The organism is Candidatus Competibacter phosphatis (assembly GCF_012939995.1).
GTDB lineage: Bacteria > Pseudomonadota > Gammaproteobacteria > Competibacterales > Competibacteraceae > Competibacter > Competibacter phosphatis.
Window position 1 is genome coordinate 41,950 of the sequence record NZ_SPMZ01000016.1, and the last position, 14,836, is coordinate 56,785.

The following is a 14,836-nucleotide window of genomic DNA, read 5'->3' on the forward strand; positions in this document are numbered from 1 at the left end:
CGCCGCCGACTTTCATTCTTCTTCAATCCTGCAAGCGCGAGAAATCCGCCACGCGCAGGAACAGGCTGCCTAATTCGTTCAGCAAGGCGATGCGGTTGTCGCGAACGGCCGGATCTTCGGCCATCACCAGCACTTGATCGAAAAAGGCATCCACCGGCTCGCGCAGGCTGGCCAGCCGGTTCAGGGCATCGCCGTACAGGCCGGCTTCCATCAGCGGGATCGCCTCGGAGGACAATTCCACCAACCGCCCCGCCAGTGCCTGCTCCGCTGCTTCGGTCAGCAGGTCGGGCCGCACCTCGAACGGCAGCACGGTATCCACCTTCCGAAGGATGTTGCGGATGCGCTTGTTGGCGGCGGCCAGACTGGCTGCTTCCGGCCGGTCGCGGAAGGCGCCGACCGCGCGCGCGCGCCGGTCGAAATCCAGCGGCCGGTGCGGCCGACATTCCAGCACCGCCTCGAAAGTATCCGAACGTACCTGCTGATCCAGATAGTAACCACGCAGCCGTTCCACGATGAAGTCAAAAACCGCCTCCACCGCGCTCCCGGCCCGAACCGTCGGTTCGAACTGGCTGGCGGCATGTTCCAGCAAGGTCAACAAGTTGAGATCCAGTTCTCCCTCGATCAGGATGCGCAGCACCCCCAGGGCGGCGCGGCGCAGCGCGAACGGGTCCTTGGCGCCCGACGGCGCCTGACCGATGGCGAAGATACCGAGCAGTGTGTCCAGCCGGTCGGCCAGCGCCAGGTTCTGGCCGGTGGCGGTCGCCGGCAACCGGTCACCGGCAAAGCGCGGCAGATACTGTTCCTCCAGGGCTTGGGGCGACCTCGGGGGCTTCTCCATCGTGACGCGCGTAGTAGCGGCCCATGATGCCCTGCAATTCGGGAAATTCCTGCACCATCTGGGTCATCAGATCGCACTTGGCCAACCGTGCCGCCCGTTCGGCCCAGTCTGCGTTACTCTGCCTTTGTTCGGCGATGAAACGCGCCAGTGTCGCCACTCGCGCGCTCTTGTCGGCCACGGTACCCAGTCGCTGCTGGAACACCACCTGCTTCAGCACATCCAACCGTGCCGCCAGCGGTTTGCCGCGATCCTGGTTCCAGAAAAATTCGGCGTCGCTGAAGCGCGGGCGGATCACTCGTTCGTTGCCGGCCCGCACCTGAGCGGGATCGCGACTTTCCAGATTAGCTAGCGTGATGAAATGCGGCAACAGCCGGCTGTGCGCGTCCACCACCGGAAAGTAGCGCTGGTTGTCCTGCATGGTGCTGATCAGCGCCTCGGCCGGCACGTCCAGAAAGCGCCGTTCGAAATTGCCGGCCAGCGCCACCGGCCATTCCACTAACGCCGTGATCTCATCCAGCAGCTCGGGTTTGATGACCGCCACACCTGCCAGTTCGGCCGCCACCGCTTCGGCACGGGCGCGAACCACGTCACGACGCTCGTCGAAATCGGCGATCACCTTGCCCTCGTCGGCCAGTTGCCGGGCGTAGTCGGCGGGCGCGCTCAATTGGATCGGTTGGGGGTGGTGAAAACGATGGCCGCGGCTCTCCCGGCCGGCGCGAACCCCCATGATCGTCGCGGGGATCACCTCGGTGCCGAACAACAGCACCACCCAATGCACCGGTCGCACGAATTCGTCGTCGCGATCGCCCCAACGCATCCGCTTGGGGATGGGCAGGGCCGCGAGCGCGGCTTCGACGATGGACGGAATCAGATCGGCGGTCGGCGCCCCCGGCTCGGTGCTAACATACACCAGCCAAGCGCCCTTATCGGTTTCCTGCCGTTGCAGTTCGGCGACGGTCACGCCGCAGGAGCGGGCGAAACCTTCGGCGGCCTTGGTGGGTTGGCCATCCGGACCGAAGGCGGCACCCAGCGCCGGGCCACGTCGTTCAAGCTGACGGTCGGGCTGCCGCACGGGTAGTCGATCGACTCGCACCGCCAAACGGCGCGGGGTGGCGAAGCGGCGAAGCGCGCCACCGGCCAAACCGACTTTTTCCAGCCCCTCGGCGATGCCTCGCTCGAACGCCAGGGACAGATTGGGCAACGCCTTGGGCGGCAGTTCTTCGGTACCGATCTCGATCAGCAGGTCGCGAGTGTCAGCCATGGGTCACCTCCAGGCAAGCGGCGGCGCGGGCACACATGGGGAACCCCAGCGCGGCGCGGGCGTCGTGGTAGGCATGAGCCACCGCTCGGGCCAGGGCGCGGACCCGCAGAATGTAGCGCTGGCGTTCGGTGACGGAGATGGCCTTACGGGCGTCGAGCAAGTTGAAAGTGTGGGAGGCTTTCAGCGTCATTTCGTAGGCAGGCAGGGGTAGACCCACTTCAATCAAGCGCTTGCTTTCGGATTCGCAGGTATCGAACCAGACGAACAGCGCGGTCGTGTCGGCATGCTCGAAGTTGTAGGTGGACATTTCCACCTCGTTCTGGTGGAACACGTCGCCATAGCTGACCCGACCCAGCGGCCCATCGGTCCAGACTAGGTCATAGACGCTTTCCACGCCTTGCAGGTACATGGCGATGCGTTCCAGACCGTAGGTAATTTCACCGGTGACCGGCTTGCAATCCAGCCCGCCGACTTGTTGGAAATAGGTGAACTGGGTGATTTCCATACCGTTCAGCCAGACCTCCCAACCCAGTCCCCAGGCACCCAAGGTAGGGGATTCCCAATTATCCTCGACGAAGCGAATGTCGTGAATCAGCGGGTCGAGGCCGAGATTCTCCAGCGAGCCGAGATACAGATCCTGCAAATCGAGCGGTGAAGGTTTGATGACCACTTGATATTGATAATAGTGCTGCAAGCGATTGGGATTTTCGCCGTAGCGGCCGTCGGTGGGCCGGCGGGAAGGCTGCACGTAGGCGGCACTCCACGGTTCGGGGCCGATGGCGCGCAGGAAGGTGGCGGGATGGAAAGTTCCCGCGCCTACTTCCATGTCATAGGGTTGCAGCAGCACGCAGCCCTGGTGGGCCCAGTAATCTTGCAGAGCCAGGATCAGCCCCTGGAAGGTCGAGACATCGCGCACAAGCGCCTCCAAAATTCGAAAGGGACGGTAGGCCGTCCCCAGGTGTTGCTTGATGAGAATGAATGATGCCAAGTATAGCTTGGACGCAAGATGGGATTCATCGCCCAGACCCAGTCTCAAGCGTTCGGGCAGTGCCGATCTTTCTGAGCCATGTGGTTATAGTGATTGATTTCGGAAAATCCCTTGCTCGGTGGCGCAAGTGACGAACAGGCTTCCAGCACCCGCTACCTGAACGTTGAGACAATCCCAGCTATTGACACTGTTGTGTCGAGTCTGGATAATCACTGGCCCTTGTCTGAATCCTTTCCGTAATGGCTATGTAGCTCAGCCGGTTAGAGCACGGCACTCATAATGCCGGGGTCGGTGGTTCGAGTCCACCCATAGCCACCATATCAAGTTTCCGGAATCCGAGGATATCCGGCTTCCATCTCAAGCACTGGTTTCAATAGCATAACCGTCCTGGTTTTTCGAAAATGCCCATGGAAATCCACCGGCATTCGGGGACATCACATGGACTCGATCGATGAATCCACGATTCCCGGTTTGATGGTCCGATGCAGAATCTAGCGAATCGGCGATAAGCCGCTTGGCCACTGGGTTGAATCATTCAATAATTGAGGCATGGGCACAATTTTGGGCACATTTTTTGAGGTTTCACCGAATGGCGTGGCTCGAAACCAGAACCTTGCATAGGCCGTGGTGCGAAATTCATCAGACCGGTCGAAACATCCCAACCATGGCAACCATCCCAACCTTGGCGGGTCATGCGGACCTTGGCTGGCCACCGGCGATCCCATCGCAGGGGGGTCTCCCTATTGTTTTTTGAGGTTACAGCGGTTACAGCGTTACGTTATTGATTTTTATCATAAAAACACAGGTTACGGCTGTAACCCAGCCTGTTTGCGGGTTACGGCGCCAGTCCGGGTGTTTCTCTTAACAGATTGAAAATAAATAATAAATACGCACAAGGGCATGGCGGCAAGCGGCTTGGGAGGGGTGGATTTCGCCCGTCGCCAGACACAAAAAACCCCGGACATGCCGGCGGGGCTCGATCATCGCGCGTTCACCGCCAGCGGCGCCACCGTGGTGTGGATCGCACCGCCAGCCGGCGAACGCGCGGATCGGCTACCGTCAAGCAGCCTTTGACGGCCCTCCCGACAGTCCGAAGCGGCGCTGTAATTCCTCCATCACAATGCGCCCGACAGCGATTCCTTCGTCCACGCCCCATTCGGCGGCGATGCGCTTCAAGCTATTTGCCTCGGCTTGGGTGAGTTCCAGGGCGATTTCGTTGCGCCGGCTGTACGGTTCCCGCAGTGATTCAACGCGCCGCCCCAAGCCTTCCGCGATTCGAACGATACCGATGGAACAGGCCAGCAAGTCGAGTTGGTCCAGCGTGCGGGGGTCATTCGCATGAACATGGCCCTCGGCATGGCCGCGCAACCGTTCCGCCAGGTTCTCGATGGCTTGGAGTTCGTCCGATACCGGATCGATGATTGCGTCGGGCAGGATGCAGCGCGGGTTGGCGTCGAAAGACGCGACGGACGGGATAGAATGGGTGTTGCTCATGGCGTGCCCTCCTCTTCAAAGGGTGTGCCGTGGGAAGTCCGGCAAGGCGTGTGCAAGACGCCTTGCCGGGCGCAAACCCCCCGAATTCGGGGGAATTCAAAATGCCTTGGGTAGACCGGCTTGCTTCAGTATCGCGTTGGCCAGCGGCACGGATGCCAGCGAGCGCGGAACCGTAAACGTCCTCCCATTGATTGGGCTGTACCAAATTTCGTGGCTTCCTTTCCCGGTGCGAACCATCCAGCATCCATGGGTCTTGAGGTGCTTTACGAGGTCCGCATACATTGCCGCCATCAAGCGGCCTTCGCCGTCATCGTCCGTTCAGCGGTAATGTGGAGGGATACCGGACCTGAAATCTCTACGTGATTCAATTCAAGAAGTTCCGGCGTCAATTCCATTGCCACGTCCACCAACTCGTCGAAGGTACTCGCTTCCACGCACAGGCCAGGCACATCCTCACTGGTGGCTATCCACACCTCGGCCTCATCGTCCCATTGCGCGGCAATCTCAAGCATGGTCGGTTCCCCTGGGTGATTCGCTCAACTCCAATCGGCGCTCGACGCGTTCCACGCGGGCGGTCAGCCGGTCGATGGTGATTTGTTGCCGGGCAGCGGTTTCGTCGCCGTGTCGGCAATCTGATCGACACGGGCACGGATATGGCGCAAGTGGTCGAGCACCAGATTCTCGGTGTCGGCGGTCATGGCTAGCGATCCTGGATTGGCGTCTTTCGCCGCGCTTCGGCCCGCCACTGGCGAGCCAGTTCCTTCAGTTCGGGAACACGGGCGGCGGGCACAAGGACTTCCACGCGGGCGTGGCCTCGTTCGCGGATCCGCGAGCGGTAATCTTCGGTGATTTCACTGCGGGTCTTGGCCATGTATCTATCCTAGCCTAGTAACCGGTTACAAACAATATCCAGTTTTGCCTGGACAGCCGGTCAGGGCTCGAACCACCAGCGGCGCCAGGCACCTCGACATCGCTCAGGTCGGCGGGCCAACCGTGGCGGCTACCGTGACCGCTTGGGGCACGCCCTTGACGGTTGATCACGGCGGGCCGGCGGGCAGGGTTGATCACGGCGGCCGGCTTGAACGCCCCGCTGGGTGGCGCTTGCACGGTGCTGGCGACCGACCTGAGCGACGGCAAATCACGCTGGCCAGCCAGGTTGCCGGCCACGCGGCGGGCCGGCGCACCGGTGACCAGTGAACGACCTGGGCGGGAAGACGGCCGCGCTACGCCCCACGCAACCGGTCGATTTCAGCGAACGGATTGTCTTTCCGGTCCGGCACCAGTTCGAGTTGCCGCCGCGCCTTGGGCGTCATGCCCAGTTCGGAAAGCATCACCCGCATGGCATTCAAGCGCACGGCCGGAAAGTTGGCCGGGTCGCGGCGATACTCAACAATCAACTGTGCCAGCAGGCCGATGAACAGGCTGTCGGATTTGGCGGCCACGCCGTCCGGCATGGCCTTGACCAGTTCGTCAAACACCGCCTTGGCATCGCCATATAGATCGGGCGGGCATTCGGGACGGTCCACGGGACGGGGCGTTTCGTAATGGCGGCCTGAAAGCCTGACAATCTTGGGTTTGCGAGGATTTGGCATGATATTTGACGCTCTAGCTGGGTTTAGCCCGTATCACGCATGAAACAACCTGAAACCATTCAACTGTCGGCAAAAAAATTTGACTACCGGGCATCTTCCAAGGGGGGCGAGGGTGAAAAATTGAAGACCCCCCCTCCCCCCATGGCCGGCGGGCGTTCACGCGGCGCTCGGATCCGACGGTTCAACCGGTTCACGCGGCAGGCGCGCTTGATAGTCGAACAGGGATTCAGCCGTGTCCTCGTCGCCCGCCAGCCGGTGAGCATTCGCCAGGCACAGGACCTCATACCATCCCATTCGGTCCAGCCGCACACGAACCAACCGGCCGTCCCGTTTGATCGGGAAGCGCTCGGCGCCCGTCAGTTGCCGCATGACGGATACCGCCACGGACTCCGCTTGGCGCCGATCCGCCCGGCCGCCTGTTTCGAGCAGGTCGGCTGACTGACAGCCTGGGCCAGGTTGCCGCCGTTTCGAGCAAGACGGTTCCGCAGGGTGGATTCGGGCACACCGGTCAGTTGGGCCAGGGTGGGCAGGTGCACACCGGGACGCGGGCTCATCCCACGAGCCGCTCAAAGACGGAGACTTTGCCGGTCTTGGGCGTGCCGCGCTCGGCATTGCGGCGGCGCCAAGCGGCGATGCGTGGTGGGCCGATCTCCACGCCGTACCACGGTTCACAAAAACCGCAACCTGATCGCTCGCAGGGCGCGGGGAGTGGATTCGTATCTGAACCGTTCCAGGCGTGAATCGCTCTGGTGTGATCATCCCAGCAAGAACCGCCAAGGTCCCAAGGCTTGTTGTTGGTAGGCATGTATCGTCTCCCGACGAGATAAAAGGGCCGGCGCGGCAAGAGGATGAACCCGGCCAGCAAAAAGGGTTATGCCTGGACCTGCTGAAACAGGCGCGGGTGCGTGGCGCGGAAGGCCGCCAGGCGGGGCTTGTCACGTTCCGAATTGCGCCTCTCCCACACGGCGCGGCGCTGGCTGAAATCGCGGCCGTACCAGTTCTGGCAAAAGTTACACCAGGTTGTCTTGCACGGTTCGGGCATGGGCTGGCTGTCCCGATCCTCGGCGGTTAGCCACGCCTGGATTTCGCGGGCGTGCTCTTCACTCTCAAACGTAAACATCATGTCGTCTCCCGACGAGATAACGAGATAAAAGGGCCGGCCGGCGAAGAGGATGCGCTCGACCGGCAAGAGGGTTATGCCCGACCTTCGGCCAAGATTCGCTCCCCGAACTCGGTCCGCTCGTGGGTGGTCCACATGCGCTCGCCATTGCCCCATGTCAGCTTTAGTTGGCACGGCTCTTTCCCGATGAAATCGAAGGGCTCGACTCCAACGAGCCACGCCTTGGGCGGCGGTTCCCGGCTGGCCGCCAGCGCGGCCTCGGCACGGCGCGAAGTGGCGGCGGCCTCACGTTCGGCGATGCGCGCCTCGAACAGACGCACCTTGGCCAGCACCGCGCGGCTTTCCGGGGAACGCGGCGGTTCCCGGCGGCGTAGCGTGGTCCCCGGCAGCGGTGGGGTTGACGCCAGGCCGACCTTATGGCGAAGCACATTGACGCGAGTTGCTTGCCGCGCCATGAGTTTGTCCGGGTCCCACGGCTGGCCCGGTCGCTTGAGGTGAGCGATCTGAGCGAGTTGGACCGCCTCCTTGCCGGCCGCTTCCAACTCGCGGGACCAGCGCGCGTGCTCCCGCTCCTTGGCCAGCCGCGCCGTCTTGGCGGCGGCGTTCAGTTGGCGGGCGCTCATTCCCGCTCGGAGGTAGTTAAACGGCGCGGTCGGCTGGGCGGCATGGAGTGACCATTGGAACTCGATAGGGATGTCCATCATTGAAGCGGCTCCATTTTGAGAGTTATGTCGGTCAACCTACTGCCCCGCCATGCCGCCAATTGCATGGCAAATTGCTGAATGAGGCTGACCAACATCGCGTCCATCGCCTCGGGCGTCGTGGGCGGATTGGTCACGGTGAGGCCCGACCATAGTGGCGGCGTGGTAGGTTGATTTTGGCCTTTGGGCATGGTGGTGTGACCTCTGGGAATGTGGATTGCGGCGCGGTTTGGGATCGTCGGCGGAATCGTCGGCGTCATCAGCGAGCAGGTGGGGGTAATGCTCGGCAAGCCACTCAACATCGGCATTGCTGAAGTAGCACTCGCTGCATAAACCATCCCCGCCATTCGCATCGATCACGTCGCCGCACAGGCGACAGCAATCGGCATCCATCACGAAATTCCTCGAATGCGTTCGAGTTCGGCGGCCTCGCTCAACTTGGCGACCAATAGCCCTCGCAAGGTCGTCTTTTTTTCGAAACGCCTCGACTTTGAGCGCGGCGTGAACGTCGGCCGGAATCGGGAAGTTGAGCCGAACATCCGGTTCGTCCTGATCCGAGTCGGCGGAATGAGATTGGGTTTTCATAAGCAAAATCCCGTCATTAACATTGGTTATCGGTGTAACACCGAGAACTTTTATTTGCAACCGTTTTTTCAGTAAGTTTCATTTTAAGCCGGGGCGATTTTCATTCCACGGTGAGCGGCCTGCTTTTGCGCATCCAGCCAGGCAAAAAAGGCATTCCGATGTTCGTCACTGGCCTGCCTGGGTGTGATTGACAAGCCTGTTTCTCGGCAGAAGGCGGACCACCAGTTGTAGATGCTGGATTTCCCCATTCCAGACTTATCGGCTAATTCCAACAGCCATGTGCTATTCCAATCTGGAATTTGGTCGCAGTTGGAATTTTCTTTCAATTTGAGAATGAGCCGCCCCACCTCAACCGCAAAAGCCTTGCGTTCGGCGCCGGTCAATTCGCAGATCGATTTGCGTTTCGAGTTCGCGGATAGTCTTGCGGCGCTCATTGGATTCTTGCCGGAATTCTTCGGCGCGTTGGGATGCGGCTTGCGCTGCCTCCTTCCACTGCTTCACGTCGGCAACCGTCACCTTGTCGCCGGTTTCGGCTTTTTCGATGGCGCGGTCAATGACGGATTCTGGCGTGGATGGGGCGGAAAGAGCGTAGAGGATTGATGGCTTGAAACTGCTAAAAATTGGCAATTTCCCATTTCCAAAGCGCTCATATACAGACGTGAAGTTGTCGGCAGTCTGTCGGCTCATCTCAAATTCAGCCGCGATCCAGGGCAAGAACTGGCCGTGGGGTAATTCGGCCTTGATCGCCATCAATTCCCGGCCAATTTCGATGATGTCCTCCACGGTGCGCTTGAGTCTGAGCTTGATCCGTTCCGCTGCCGCCCTGGACTTCACTGCTATTTCAACCGGCAGTACCTCGTAATCGAACCCCGCCTGCATTATATCGCTCATAGCCCGCCCACCACCTTGAAGATTTGATAGGTGCTTTCTCTGATTTCAGGGCGCAATCGTTTCTGCTCGACGCCTTGGCGGATGGCTTTCTCGGCTCTCCCACCGTCCGCAGCGCCGTGCCGCCATGCCCCAACCATGCGCGCGGTCAGCGCCGGCGGTGCATAAGTGCCAGGACCAGGGATCGCCGGGCGTGGCGGGCTGGGCGTGGCGGCAGGTGGAACAGCGCACCTCGGGCACGGGTGCGGGCGGTGGGGTGGTGTTGGTCCGCCAATCGCCCGCCGGGGCGTCCGGGCGGCTCTTGGGCGCGGGCACAGACAGGTTTTGCTCAATCGGTCTTGACGCCTTCATGGCCTGACCGGCGGTATCGAGTGACTCTGTGGGTTGGCTCAATTTCAGCCATCGATCGCTAAGCATGGTCGCCGCCCTCGCGAACGATGTAATACCGTCCAGGGCTCGATCGGTCACCAACCCGAACCAGCTTTCCCTTCGTCCCTCGTGGATCCTTTTCCAGGCGCCCGGTGGCAAGGAGCGTATCGATGGCCAGGTCGCGCGAGACGCCCTTGGTGAGGTCTTGCCAACCGGCCGCGTTCAGAAAATACCGCCAGCCCTCGGGCGTGGCGGCGACGTAACCGAAGAACGGGCGCATCGAAGTCATGGCGCGTTCGGCCGCCTGGAGTGTGGCGAGCGTGACCGGATCGACTTCGGCAAAGCGGCCTGGTCGATTACCGGATAGCCAGACCTCCAGATGCTCAAGAAACACGGTTTCGTCGTGGCGCGCTGCCGTGCCCCAAGTCGCCAGCCAGCGCCGAAACAGCGTTTCCGCCGCGCTTCGGGCTCGACCGGGCTCCCAGCCTGTGATTCCCCAATCGGATGCCAGCTCGCCCGCGTAACCGACCATGGCGAAACGCTGCGCCCCGCGCTTGACTTCGTCGCTTATGCTGCCGCGCGTCATGGCGTCCACGAATTGCGTCAGGTGGTTCGCCGCGTTGGGAGTCGTCGCCACCGTCTCGCGCCGGGTCAAACGATCAAGGAACGCCCGTATCGGGTGACCATGGTGCCGGGAGACAGCGACGTTGACTTCCCTGATCAAGGCGGATCGGGCGTCGGAATCGGCAAGCCCATTCAAAATCCCGCAGCCATCGCCGGCATCGACCGGAATGTGCAACAGCCGCAACTCTTGACCAGCCATCGGCACCTTGCCGGCATCCTGCATCATCTGCTGCAGGGATTTTTCGCCCGAAGACAACAGAATCAGTTGCCAGCGCGGCAAAGCGCGCGCGGTCAGACGGGCGGTTCCGCGCATCCGGCCGGCCTCGTTGAAGATCATGTAGATCAAATCGCCGATCTCGCGCGGATCGGCTTGCCCGATTTCGTCCAGCATCAGCACTGAATCGCAGTGCGTGGCGGCGGTCATCTCGAAGCCGGCGCGCGTGCCGTGCCAGCTTCGCCGCAGATTTTGCGGTTTGCCCCAGACCGACAGCGCCCAGTTTTGCGAGGTAGTCTTACCGGTGGTCGAAGTACCCATGAAGTGCAGCCCTCCGGATTGCACGTTCAACAGGTCCAGCAAGGGCGGGGCAAAGGCCGCGCTCAATGCGAACACCGGGACGTCAAAACCCTCGACGGCGCGCGCCACCTCATCGCGCCAGCCATCGAGGGTTCCGGCGAGCGAATAGGGCGATGGGCTCGGATCGTCGGACCGATAGAACACCTCGTCGTCACCCTGCCCGAACACGGCATCCGGGAGCACGAACACTCCCTGAGTCCAACCGGTCTTGACCGTGGCCACCGCGCGCTTCTCGGGACGCGCGCGATTCAGATAGGCGCGGATGTGTTTATTGGCGTGGGCCGGGTTATCCGTCGCCCTGAAGCCCATGTCGTATAGGCGCTGGAGAATCTCGCGGCCATCGGTAACCAGCAGCGCGCGGGGCAGTGTCCAGACGTGGGTTTGTCCGTGCAGAGCGGTGAATTTGAGCGCCACGGCGTAGCCATGCCCGCGTCCGTCGTCCGCCGTGGCGAGCACTTCGAAGGGGGCGCTGATCCACTCCGGCGCAAAGTATTGCCGCGTCATGCCGCCGTCGGGCGTGGGTACGTTCCCAACGTGGACATACCAAAGACCTGGCCCCCTTGGGGCTTTGCCGTGCTTGCATTCATCCTTGCGACCCAACCCCCCGATCTGGGAGCCATCGGGCAAAATCATGAAGTAATAGGGAATCTTACTATCTTGTAACCTTGTAACCTCTTCTTTTAATACTGGGTTACTTGCTTTCTCCTTTCCATTCAGCTTTGTATCCTCGTAACCCGTGTAACCTGCAAAATCTGGCTCTCCCCCCTCATATGATTGATTTTCGTTCTCCGTTTGGGCTGCCCTACGCAGCGAGCCGATACCCACGCCTTCCCGCCTCTGGCGCCGGGCGTGGTGGGTTTTCCGCGCTTGAATAGCGCCAGGGCCTTCGGTCGTTGGTTTGCGGTCGCCCAAGCATCGACGATGACGCGGGCGGCGTCGAAGGCCGGGCAATCCGCCCCCCCACGCGGCGACGTCCCCGCTCATTTCATTTTTAACGGCGCTCGCGACTAGCCACTCCGCCGACCGTTCGCCGTGCTTCGCGTCGGCCGGAACGACGCGGGCGATCTTCAGCAAGTCCAGCGCGGTACCCCTCGCGACCGGTTCGAGTTCCAACCCGGCGATGTGCTCGCGGGCACTCTCCCACGCGGGGTGATCTTTCGCGCCCTGGACCTCAACGGGCGGATCACCCACCAGTTCGAACCGCTGCCCACCGTGGGCCTGACTGAACAACTCGGGCGGGTCCGCATTCAAGTTGAGCCAGCCCACGGCGCGGCCGCCGTCGTAGTCGGGTTCCAACGGGTCGAGGGTTTCCCGTTCGTTGAAGCGCTGCGGGTCGGTCAGCACCTCGCGCACGGTCACCATCACTGGCGCGCTGTTTTCGAACACAGTCAGGTCGAAATCGGCGCGCAGAAGGCCGCGCTGGGCAAGCGCGGCCTCGTAAGTGGCCTGCAACTTACGTTTGGCGATGAGGATTTCGGTAGCCGCGTCGCCGTTGTCGGGCTCCTCCGTCCGTTCGGTGTCGGCGATCCATTGCGCCGTGCGTTGATCGACCTTGGCCGCCACCCAAGCCTCACGGACGCGCTGGGATTCTTGCCGCAGTTCCGACTCTCTACTGCGGACCAGTTTTTTGAACCGTTCACGCTCGAAAACAGCCAGATCCGGAATCGCGGTCCGGGTATCCAGAAAATCCGCATCGCCGTTGCGAGCGATGGGGTCGGGGAGTCGCTGGACAAGGCTTGCCCCGCAGGCAGCCCCACCGCAGAAATCCAAGCGCTCGGGCTGCCAGACCGACGCATCCACGATGCTGCGCATCAGCAGTTGCCCCGCCCCACCGACCTGCATCCAGCCGAAGTCCGGCGTTAGCCACAAGCGTTCGAACAATGCCCTGCCGGCGCGCGCTATATCGCTGGCGTCACGGACGAACAGATAAAGCCTCTGCCCGCCGATACCTTTCAGTTCTTCAACTGGATTGCCTTCGGCGTCGGTTCGCCAGATACAGGAAGACGCCGAAGGGCGCCACAGTGTGGGCGCGTCGGCGATGCCGGGCGCGACTTTCGCGAGCGTGGCGAGCAGGTCGGATCCGTCACCAGCCGTGAACCGTGGGCCGTGCTCGCTCGGATCGTGGTCGATCATCAGCACGCCCGGTGTGTCGGACGGGAACCCCATGTGCTGCCGAGTGCGACTGATGATCGGGACTTCGTTCGCATCGACGGGCGGGGCGTTTTTCAGTCGGTCGCGGCTGAGAACGCGGGCGCGTTCATGACCATTTACCCCGTAACACAGCGCTTGCGACGGGTTTAGCCGCGTCAGCAGATCCGCGAATTCCGCGACCGTCGCGGTCATTTTGCGGGCCTCACCCTCGGCAAGCTGGCCGCCAGCGAATTTGCCGAGTTGGTTCGTTTTCGGATCGAGGTTGAAGAGTTTGCTCAGCCGTGGCGGCTGAGCAGCGGTGATCATTGTAAAAGTGGCGTGCATGGATCAAAGCTCGCAATGCGAGACTGACTCGCGACCATGCCCGTGATAAGATCCTGCTGCGCTTTCATTTCGGCATGACCGCTGAGGCCAGTCTCGGAGTTACTCGGGGCTGGCCTTAGTCGTTTTTGGTCGCGCGGTAGTCCATCGCTTCGGTAACGGCGCGCTTCAAACGGGCAGACTGCTCGGGCGTGATACCTGCCTTGGCCGCGAGTTCATCGGGGTCGGCGACAGCTATGTCGCTGTCGTCCGATTTGGCCAAAATCCAGTCAATGTCGCTCGAACGGGCAGCTAGCGAGCCAGCTTCGAACGCCGTCAGAAATTCCTCGAAGGGGGTCGCGGTCATTTCGCGCCCTCCCCGTTCCGCCGGCCTGGATCGCATGCCCGTAGCGATTCGATGACGATTCCTTGAATGGTGTCGTGGATCGATTTTTGTTTCCGCGCGGCCAGAATCGTGAGCTTTTCAAGCTCATCCGAAGCGAATTCGATGATGACCTCGTTCTCGCGCTTCATCGGCGTGCGGATTTGCAAAACCTCGCCCAGTGCTTCCAATACTCCAGCCACGTTGGATAGCTGCGCGGATAGGGCAAACCGGTGGTCATCCGATCCAAGCAAGTCGCTTCGCCGTTGTAATTACCGAGAAGCTCGCTCAAGAGGTCGAGCGTGATCGCTACTCGATGAAGGGTGTCTTTGGGGTAGCGGGAAAGATCGCCGGGGAAACAAGCCAATGGGGTGACGATGCGGGGATCTACGGAAATGGTGTTACCAGACATGATCAGTCTCCAAGCAGTTCAAGAACGAACCGGCGTGGTGCCGGGAACTGGCGGGGCTAGGAAACCGCGATAGAGAGCGGCGCGCGGCCTTACGGAACGCGCATCCCGCCAGCCCCAGCATTGCGGAGACTGGCTGACTACAACAGCCGAAATCCGGGCGGATTCCAGGCATAAAAATACCATCGCTTTCGGGGACGGTTGACCGCTCTATCTGGCGTTTCCTAGGCGCCGACTGGAAGGATAGGCCGGGACGGAGCGCGGTGCAAGAGGCGTTCACGCGGCCTCCCCTTGACGGCGGCTTTTCTCGATTTGGGCGCCAATCCAGGCTTCAACCTCGGCCTCGATCCAGCCGACGGCCTTCGTTCCGATCGATACCGGTCTTGGGAAACTCGGATCGTAGTCGCTTGGCCGTTTGGGGTTACGCCTCAGCTTGGCGTAGATGGTCGAACGGGTAAGCCCGGTGCGAGCTTCGACTTGCTTACGTCGAAGGATGGTTAGGCGCGCTAGCGCCTCTTTAAGTTGCGCGGCCATGCTCGTTACTCTGTAGCATTCGCCGG

At 61.5% G+C, this 14,836-nt stretch carries 22 protein-coding genes, 1 tRNA gene and 1 pseudogene; 2 read left to right on the top strand and 22 right to left on the bottom strand.

From position 1 onward, the window contains the following. Positions 1 to 22: 22 nt before the first annotated feature. Positions 23 to 2,099: pseudogene (gene glyS / locus E4P82_RS05600) on the bottom strand (glycine--tRNA ligase subunit beta). Further along, positions 2,092 to 3,015 (bottom strand): glycine--tRNA ligase subunit alpha, encoded by a 924-nt coding sequence (gene glyQ / locus E4P82_RS05605; RefSeq protein WP_169247978.1) that lies wholly within the window; start codon positions 3,013 to 3,015, stop codon positions 2,092 to 2,094. Before glyQ ends, glyS begins: the two are co-directional and overlap by 8 nt. A 313-nt stretch (positions 3,016 to 3,328) precedes the next feature. Between glyQ and E4P82_RS05610 the strand changes: the two genes are divergently transcribed. After that, a tRNA-Met gene (locus tag E4P82_RS05610) sits at positions 3,329 to 3,405 on the top strand. Positions 3,406 to 3,987: 582 nt separating this feature from the next. Further along, positions 3,988 to 4,161 (top strand): hypothetical protein, encoded by a 174-nt coding sequence (locus E4P82_RS05615; protein WP_169247979.1) that lies wholly within the window; start codon positions 3,988 to 3,990, stop codon positions 4,159 to 4,161. On the opposite strand, the gene E4P82_RS05620 is transcribed toward E4P82_RS05615, so the two are convergent. The 20 genes from E4P82_RS05620 to E4P82_RS05715 form a co-directional block, all read right to left on the bottom strand. Further along, positions 4,147 to 4,581 (bottom strand): hypothetical protein, encoded by a 435-nt coding sequence (locus E4P82_RS05620; protein WP_169247980.1) that lies wholly within the window; start codon positions 4,579 to 4,581, stop codon positions 4,147 to 4,149. The two genes, E4P82_RS05615 and E4P82_RS05620, sit on opposite strands and share 15 nt — an antisense overlap. 96 nt (positions 4,582 to 4,677) lie before the next feature. Further along, complete coding sequence (locus E4P82_RS05625; protein WP_169247981.1) at positions 4,678 to 4,872, bottom strand: type II toxin-antitoxin system HicA family toxin; 195 nt, start codon at positions 4,870 to 4,872, stop codon at positions 4,678 to 4,680. Continuing rightward, positions 4,872 to 5,093, bottom strand: a complete 222-nt coding sequence (locus E4P82_RS05630; RefSeq protein WP_169247982.1) for a DUF1902 domain-containing protein — start codon at positions 5,091 to 5,093, stop codon at positions 4,872 to 4,874. Before E4P82_RS05630 ends, E4P82_RS05625 begins: the two co-directional genes overlap by 1 nt. 63 nt (positions 5,094 to 5,156) lie before the next feature. Continuing rightward, the gene (locus E4P82_RS22760) at positions 5,157 to 5,279 is read right to left on the bottom strand and encodes a hypothetical protein (protein WP_281383651.1); all 123 of its coding nucleotides are present in this window, start codon (positions 5,277 to 5,279) and stop codon (positions 5,157 to 5,159) included. Between the two features lie 2 nt (positions 5,280 to 5,281). Beyond that, positions 5,282 to 5,452 (bottom strand): hypothetical protein, encoded by a 171-nt coding sequence (locus tag E4P82_RS05640; RefSeq protein ID WP_169247983.1) that lies wholly within the window; start codon positions 5,450 to 5,452, stop codon positions 5,282 to 5,284. A 14-nt stretch (positions 5,453 to 5,466) separates the two neighbouring features. Next, a complete protein-coding gene (locus E4P82_RS05645; RefSeq protein ID WP_169247984.1) occupies positions 5,467 to 5,748 on the bottom strand; it encodes a hypothetical protein in 282 nt (93 codons plus the stop codon). Between the two features lie 56 nt (positions 5,749 to 5,804). Beyond that, positions 5,805 to 6,173, bottom strand: coding sequence for a hypothetical protein (locus E4P82_RS05650; protein ID WP_169247985.1), 369 nt, complete (start codon positions 6,171 to 6,173; stop codon positions 5,805 to 5,807). Positions 6,174 to 6,329: 156 nt separating this feature from the next. Then, the gene (locus tag E4P82_RS05655; RefSeq protein ID WP_211203040.1) at positions 6,330 to 6,557 is read right to left on the bottom strand and encodes a hypothetical protein; all 228 of its coding nucleotides are present in this window, start codon (positions 6,555 to 6,557) and stop codon (positions 6,330 to 6,332) included. Next, positions 6,530 to 6,727: a hypothetical protein gene (locus tag E4P82_RS05660; RefSeq protein WP_169247987.1), complete on the bottom strand. Its 198-nt coding sequence runs from the start codon at positions 6,725 to 6,727 to the stop codon at positions 6,530 to 6,532. Before E4P82_RS05660 ends, E4P82_RS05655 begins: the two co-directional genes overlap by 28 nt. Then, positions 6,724 to 6,978, bottom strand: coding sequence for a hypothetical protein (locus E4P82_RS05665; protein WP_169247988.1), 255 nt, complete (start codon positions 6,976 to 6,978; stop codon positions 6,724 to 6,726). The genes E4P82_RS05660 and E4P82_RS05665 overlap by 4 nt, the downstream gene beginning before the upstream one ends. A gap of 66 nt (positions 6,979 to 7,044) precedes the next feature. Further along, positions 7,045 to 7,296 (bottom strand): hypothetical protein, encoded by a 252-nt coding sequence (locus E4P82_RS05670; protein ID WP_169247989.1) that lies wholly within the window; start codon positions 7,294 to 7,296, stop codon positions 7,045 to 7,047. A 71-nt stretch (positions 7,297 to 7,367) separates the two neighbouring features. Beyond that, on the bottom strand, positions 7,368 to 7,997 hold the full coding sequence (locus tag E4P82_RS05675; protein ID WP_169247990.1) for a hypothetical protein: 630 nt from the start codon (positions 7,995 to 7,997) through the stop codon (positions 7,368 to 7,370). A 36-nt stretch (positions 7,998 to 8,033) separates the two neighbouring features. Continuing rightward, complete coding sequence (locus tag E4P82_RS05680) at positions 8,034 to 8,579, bottom strand: hypothetical protein (protein WP_169247991.1); 546 nt, start codon at positions 8,577 to 8,579, stop codon at positions 8,034 to 8,036. Positions 8,580 to 8,662: 83 nt separating this feature from the next. Next, complete coding sequence (locus E4P82_RS05685; RefSeq protein WP_169247992.1) at positions 8,663 to 8,962, bottom strand: hypothetical protein; 300 nt, start codon at positions 8,960 to 8,962, stop codon at positions 8,663 to 8,665. Continuing rightward, positions 8,928 to 9,458: a DUF3102 domain-containing protein gene (locus E4P82_RS05690; protein WP_169247993.1), complete on the bottom strand. Its 531-nt coding sequence runs from the start codon at positions 9,456 to 9,458 to the stop codon at positions 8,928 to 8,930. Before E4P82_RS05690 ends, E4P82_RS05685 begins: the two co-directional genes overlap by 35 nt. 57 nt (positions 9,459 to 9,515) lie before the next feature. Beyond that, a complete protein-coding gene (locus E4P82_RS05695; RefSeq protein WP_211203041.1) occupies positions 9,516 to 9,860 on the bottom strand; it encodes a hypothetical protein in 345 nt (114 codons plus the stop codon). Positions 9,861 to 9,876: 16 nt separating this feature from the next. Further along, entirely contained in the window at positions 9,877 to 13,509 is a 3,633-nt protein-coding gene (locus tag E4P82_RS05700; protein ID WP_169247995.1) for a DUF927 domain-containing protein, read from the bottom strand. 115 nt (positions 13,510 to 13,624) lie between these two features. Then, entirely contained in the window at positions 13,625 to 13,852 is a 228-nt protein-coding gene (locus E4P82_RS05705) for a hypothetical protein (protein WP_169247996.1), read from the bottom strand. Further along, positions 13,849 to 14,058 (bottom strand): hypothetical protein, encoded by a 210-nt coding sequence (locus E4P82_RS05710; protein ID WP_169247997.1) that lies wholly within the window; start codon positions 14,056 to 14,058, stop codon positions 13,849 to 13,851. Before E4P82_RS05710 ends, E4P82_RS05705 begins: the two co-directional genes overlap by 4 nt. A gap of 494 nt (positions 14,059 to 14,552) precedes the next feature. Continuing rightward, complete coding sequence (locus E4P82_RS05715) at positions 14,553 to 14,810, bottom strand: helix-turn-helix transcriptional regulator (RefSeq protein WP_169247998.1); 258 nt, start codon at positions 14,808 to 14,810, stop codon at positions 14,553 to 14,555. Between the last annotated feature and the right edge of the window lie 26 nt (positions 14,811 to 14,836).

What these genes read in the sequence shown, in the direction of transcription:
- E4P82_RS05665 (WP_169247988.1), bottom strand. Translation starts at nt 6,978, where the DNA reads ATGCCTACCAACAACAAGCCTTGGGACCTTGGCGGTTCTTGCTGGGAT.
- E4P82_RS05630 (WP_169247982.1), bottom strand. Translation starts at nt 5,093, where the DNA reads ATGCTTGAGATTGCCGCGCAATGGGACGATGAGGCCGAGGTGTGGATA.
- E4P82_RS05700 (WP_169247995.1), bottom strand. Translation starts at nt 13,509, where the DNA reads ATGCACGCCACTTTTACAATGATCACCGCTGCTCAGCCGCCACGGCTG.
- E4P82_RS22760 (WP_281383651.1), bottom strand. Translation starts at nt 5,279, where the DNA reads ATGACCGCCGACACCGAGAATCTGGTGCTCGACCACTTGCGCCATATC.
- E4P82_RS05620 (WP_169247980.1), bottom strand. Translation starts at nt 4,581, where the DNA reads ATGAGCAACACCCATTCTATCCCGTCCGTCGCGTCTTTCGACGCCAAC.
- E4P82_RS05690 (WP_169247993.1), bottom strand. Translation starts at nt 9,458, where the DNA reads ATGCAGGCGGGGTTCGATTACGAGGTACTGCCGGTTGAAATAGCAGTG.
- E4P82_RS05660 (WP_169247987.1), bottom strand. Translation starts at nt 6,727, where the DNA reads ATGAGCCCGCGTCCCGGTGTGCACCTGCCCACCCTGGCCCAACTGACC.
- E4P82_RS05715 (WP_169247998.1), bottom strand. Translation starts at nt 14,810, where the DNA reads ATGGCCGCGCAACTTAAAGAGGCGCTAGCGCGCCTAACCATCCTTCGA.
- E4P82_RS05640 (WP_169247983.1), bottom strand. Translation starts at nt 5,452, where the DNA reads ATGGCCAAGACCCGCAGTGAAATCACCGAAGATTACCGCTCGCGGATC.
- E4P82_RS05625 (WP_169247981.1), bottom strand. Translation starts at nt 4,872, where the DNA reads ATGGCGGCAATGTATGCGGACCTCGTAAAGCACCTCAAGACCCATGGA.
- E4P82_RS05615 (WP_169247979.1), top strand. Translation starts at nt 3,988, where the DNA reads ATGGCGGCAAGCGGCTTGGGAGGGGTGGATTTCGCCCGTCGCCAGACA.
- E4P82_RS05680 (WP_169247991.1), bottom strand. Translation starts at nt 8,579, where the DNA reads ATGAAAACCCAATCTCATTCCGCCGACTCGGATCAGGACGAACCGGAT.
- E4P82_RS05670 (WP_169247989.1), bottom strand. Translation starts at nt 7,296, where the DNA reads ATGATGTTTACGTTTGAGAGTGAAGAGCACGCCCGCGAAATCCAGGCG.
- E4P82_RS05705 (WP_169247996.1), bottom strand. Translation starts at nt 13,852, where the DNA reads ATGACCGCGACCCCCTTCGAGGAATTTCTGACGGCGTTCGAAGCTGGC.
- E4P82_RS05675 (WP_169247990.1), bottom strand. Translation starts at nt 7,997, where the DNA reads ATGATGGACATCCCTATCGAGTTCCAATGGTCACTCCATGCCGCCCAG.
- E4P82_RS05650 (WP_169247985.1), bottom strand. Translation starts at nt 6,173, where the DNA reads ATGCCAAATCCTCGCAAACCCAAGATTGTCAGGCTTTCAGGCCGCCAT.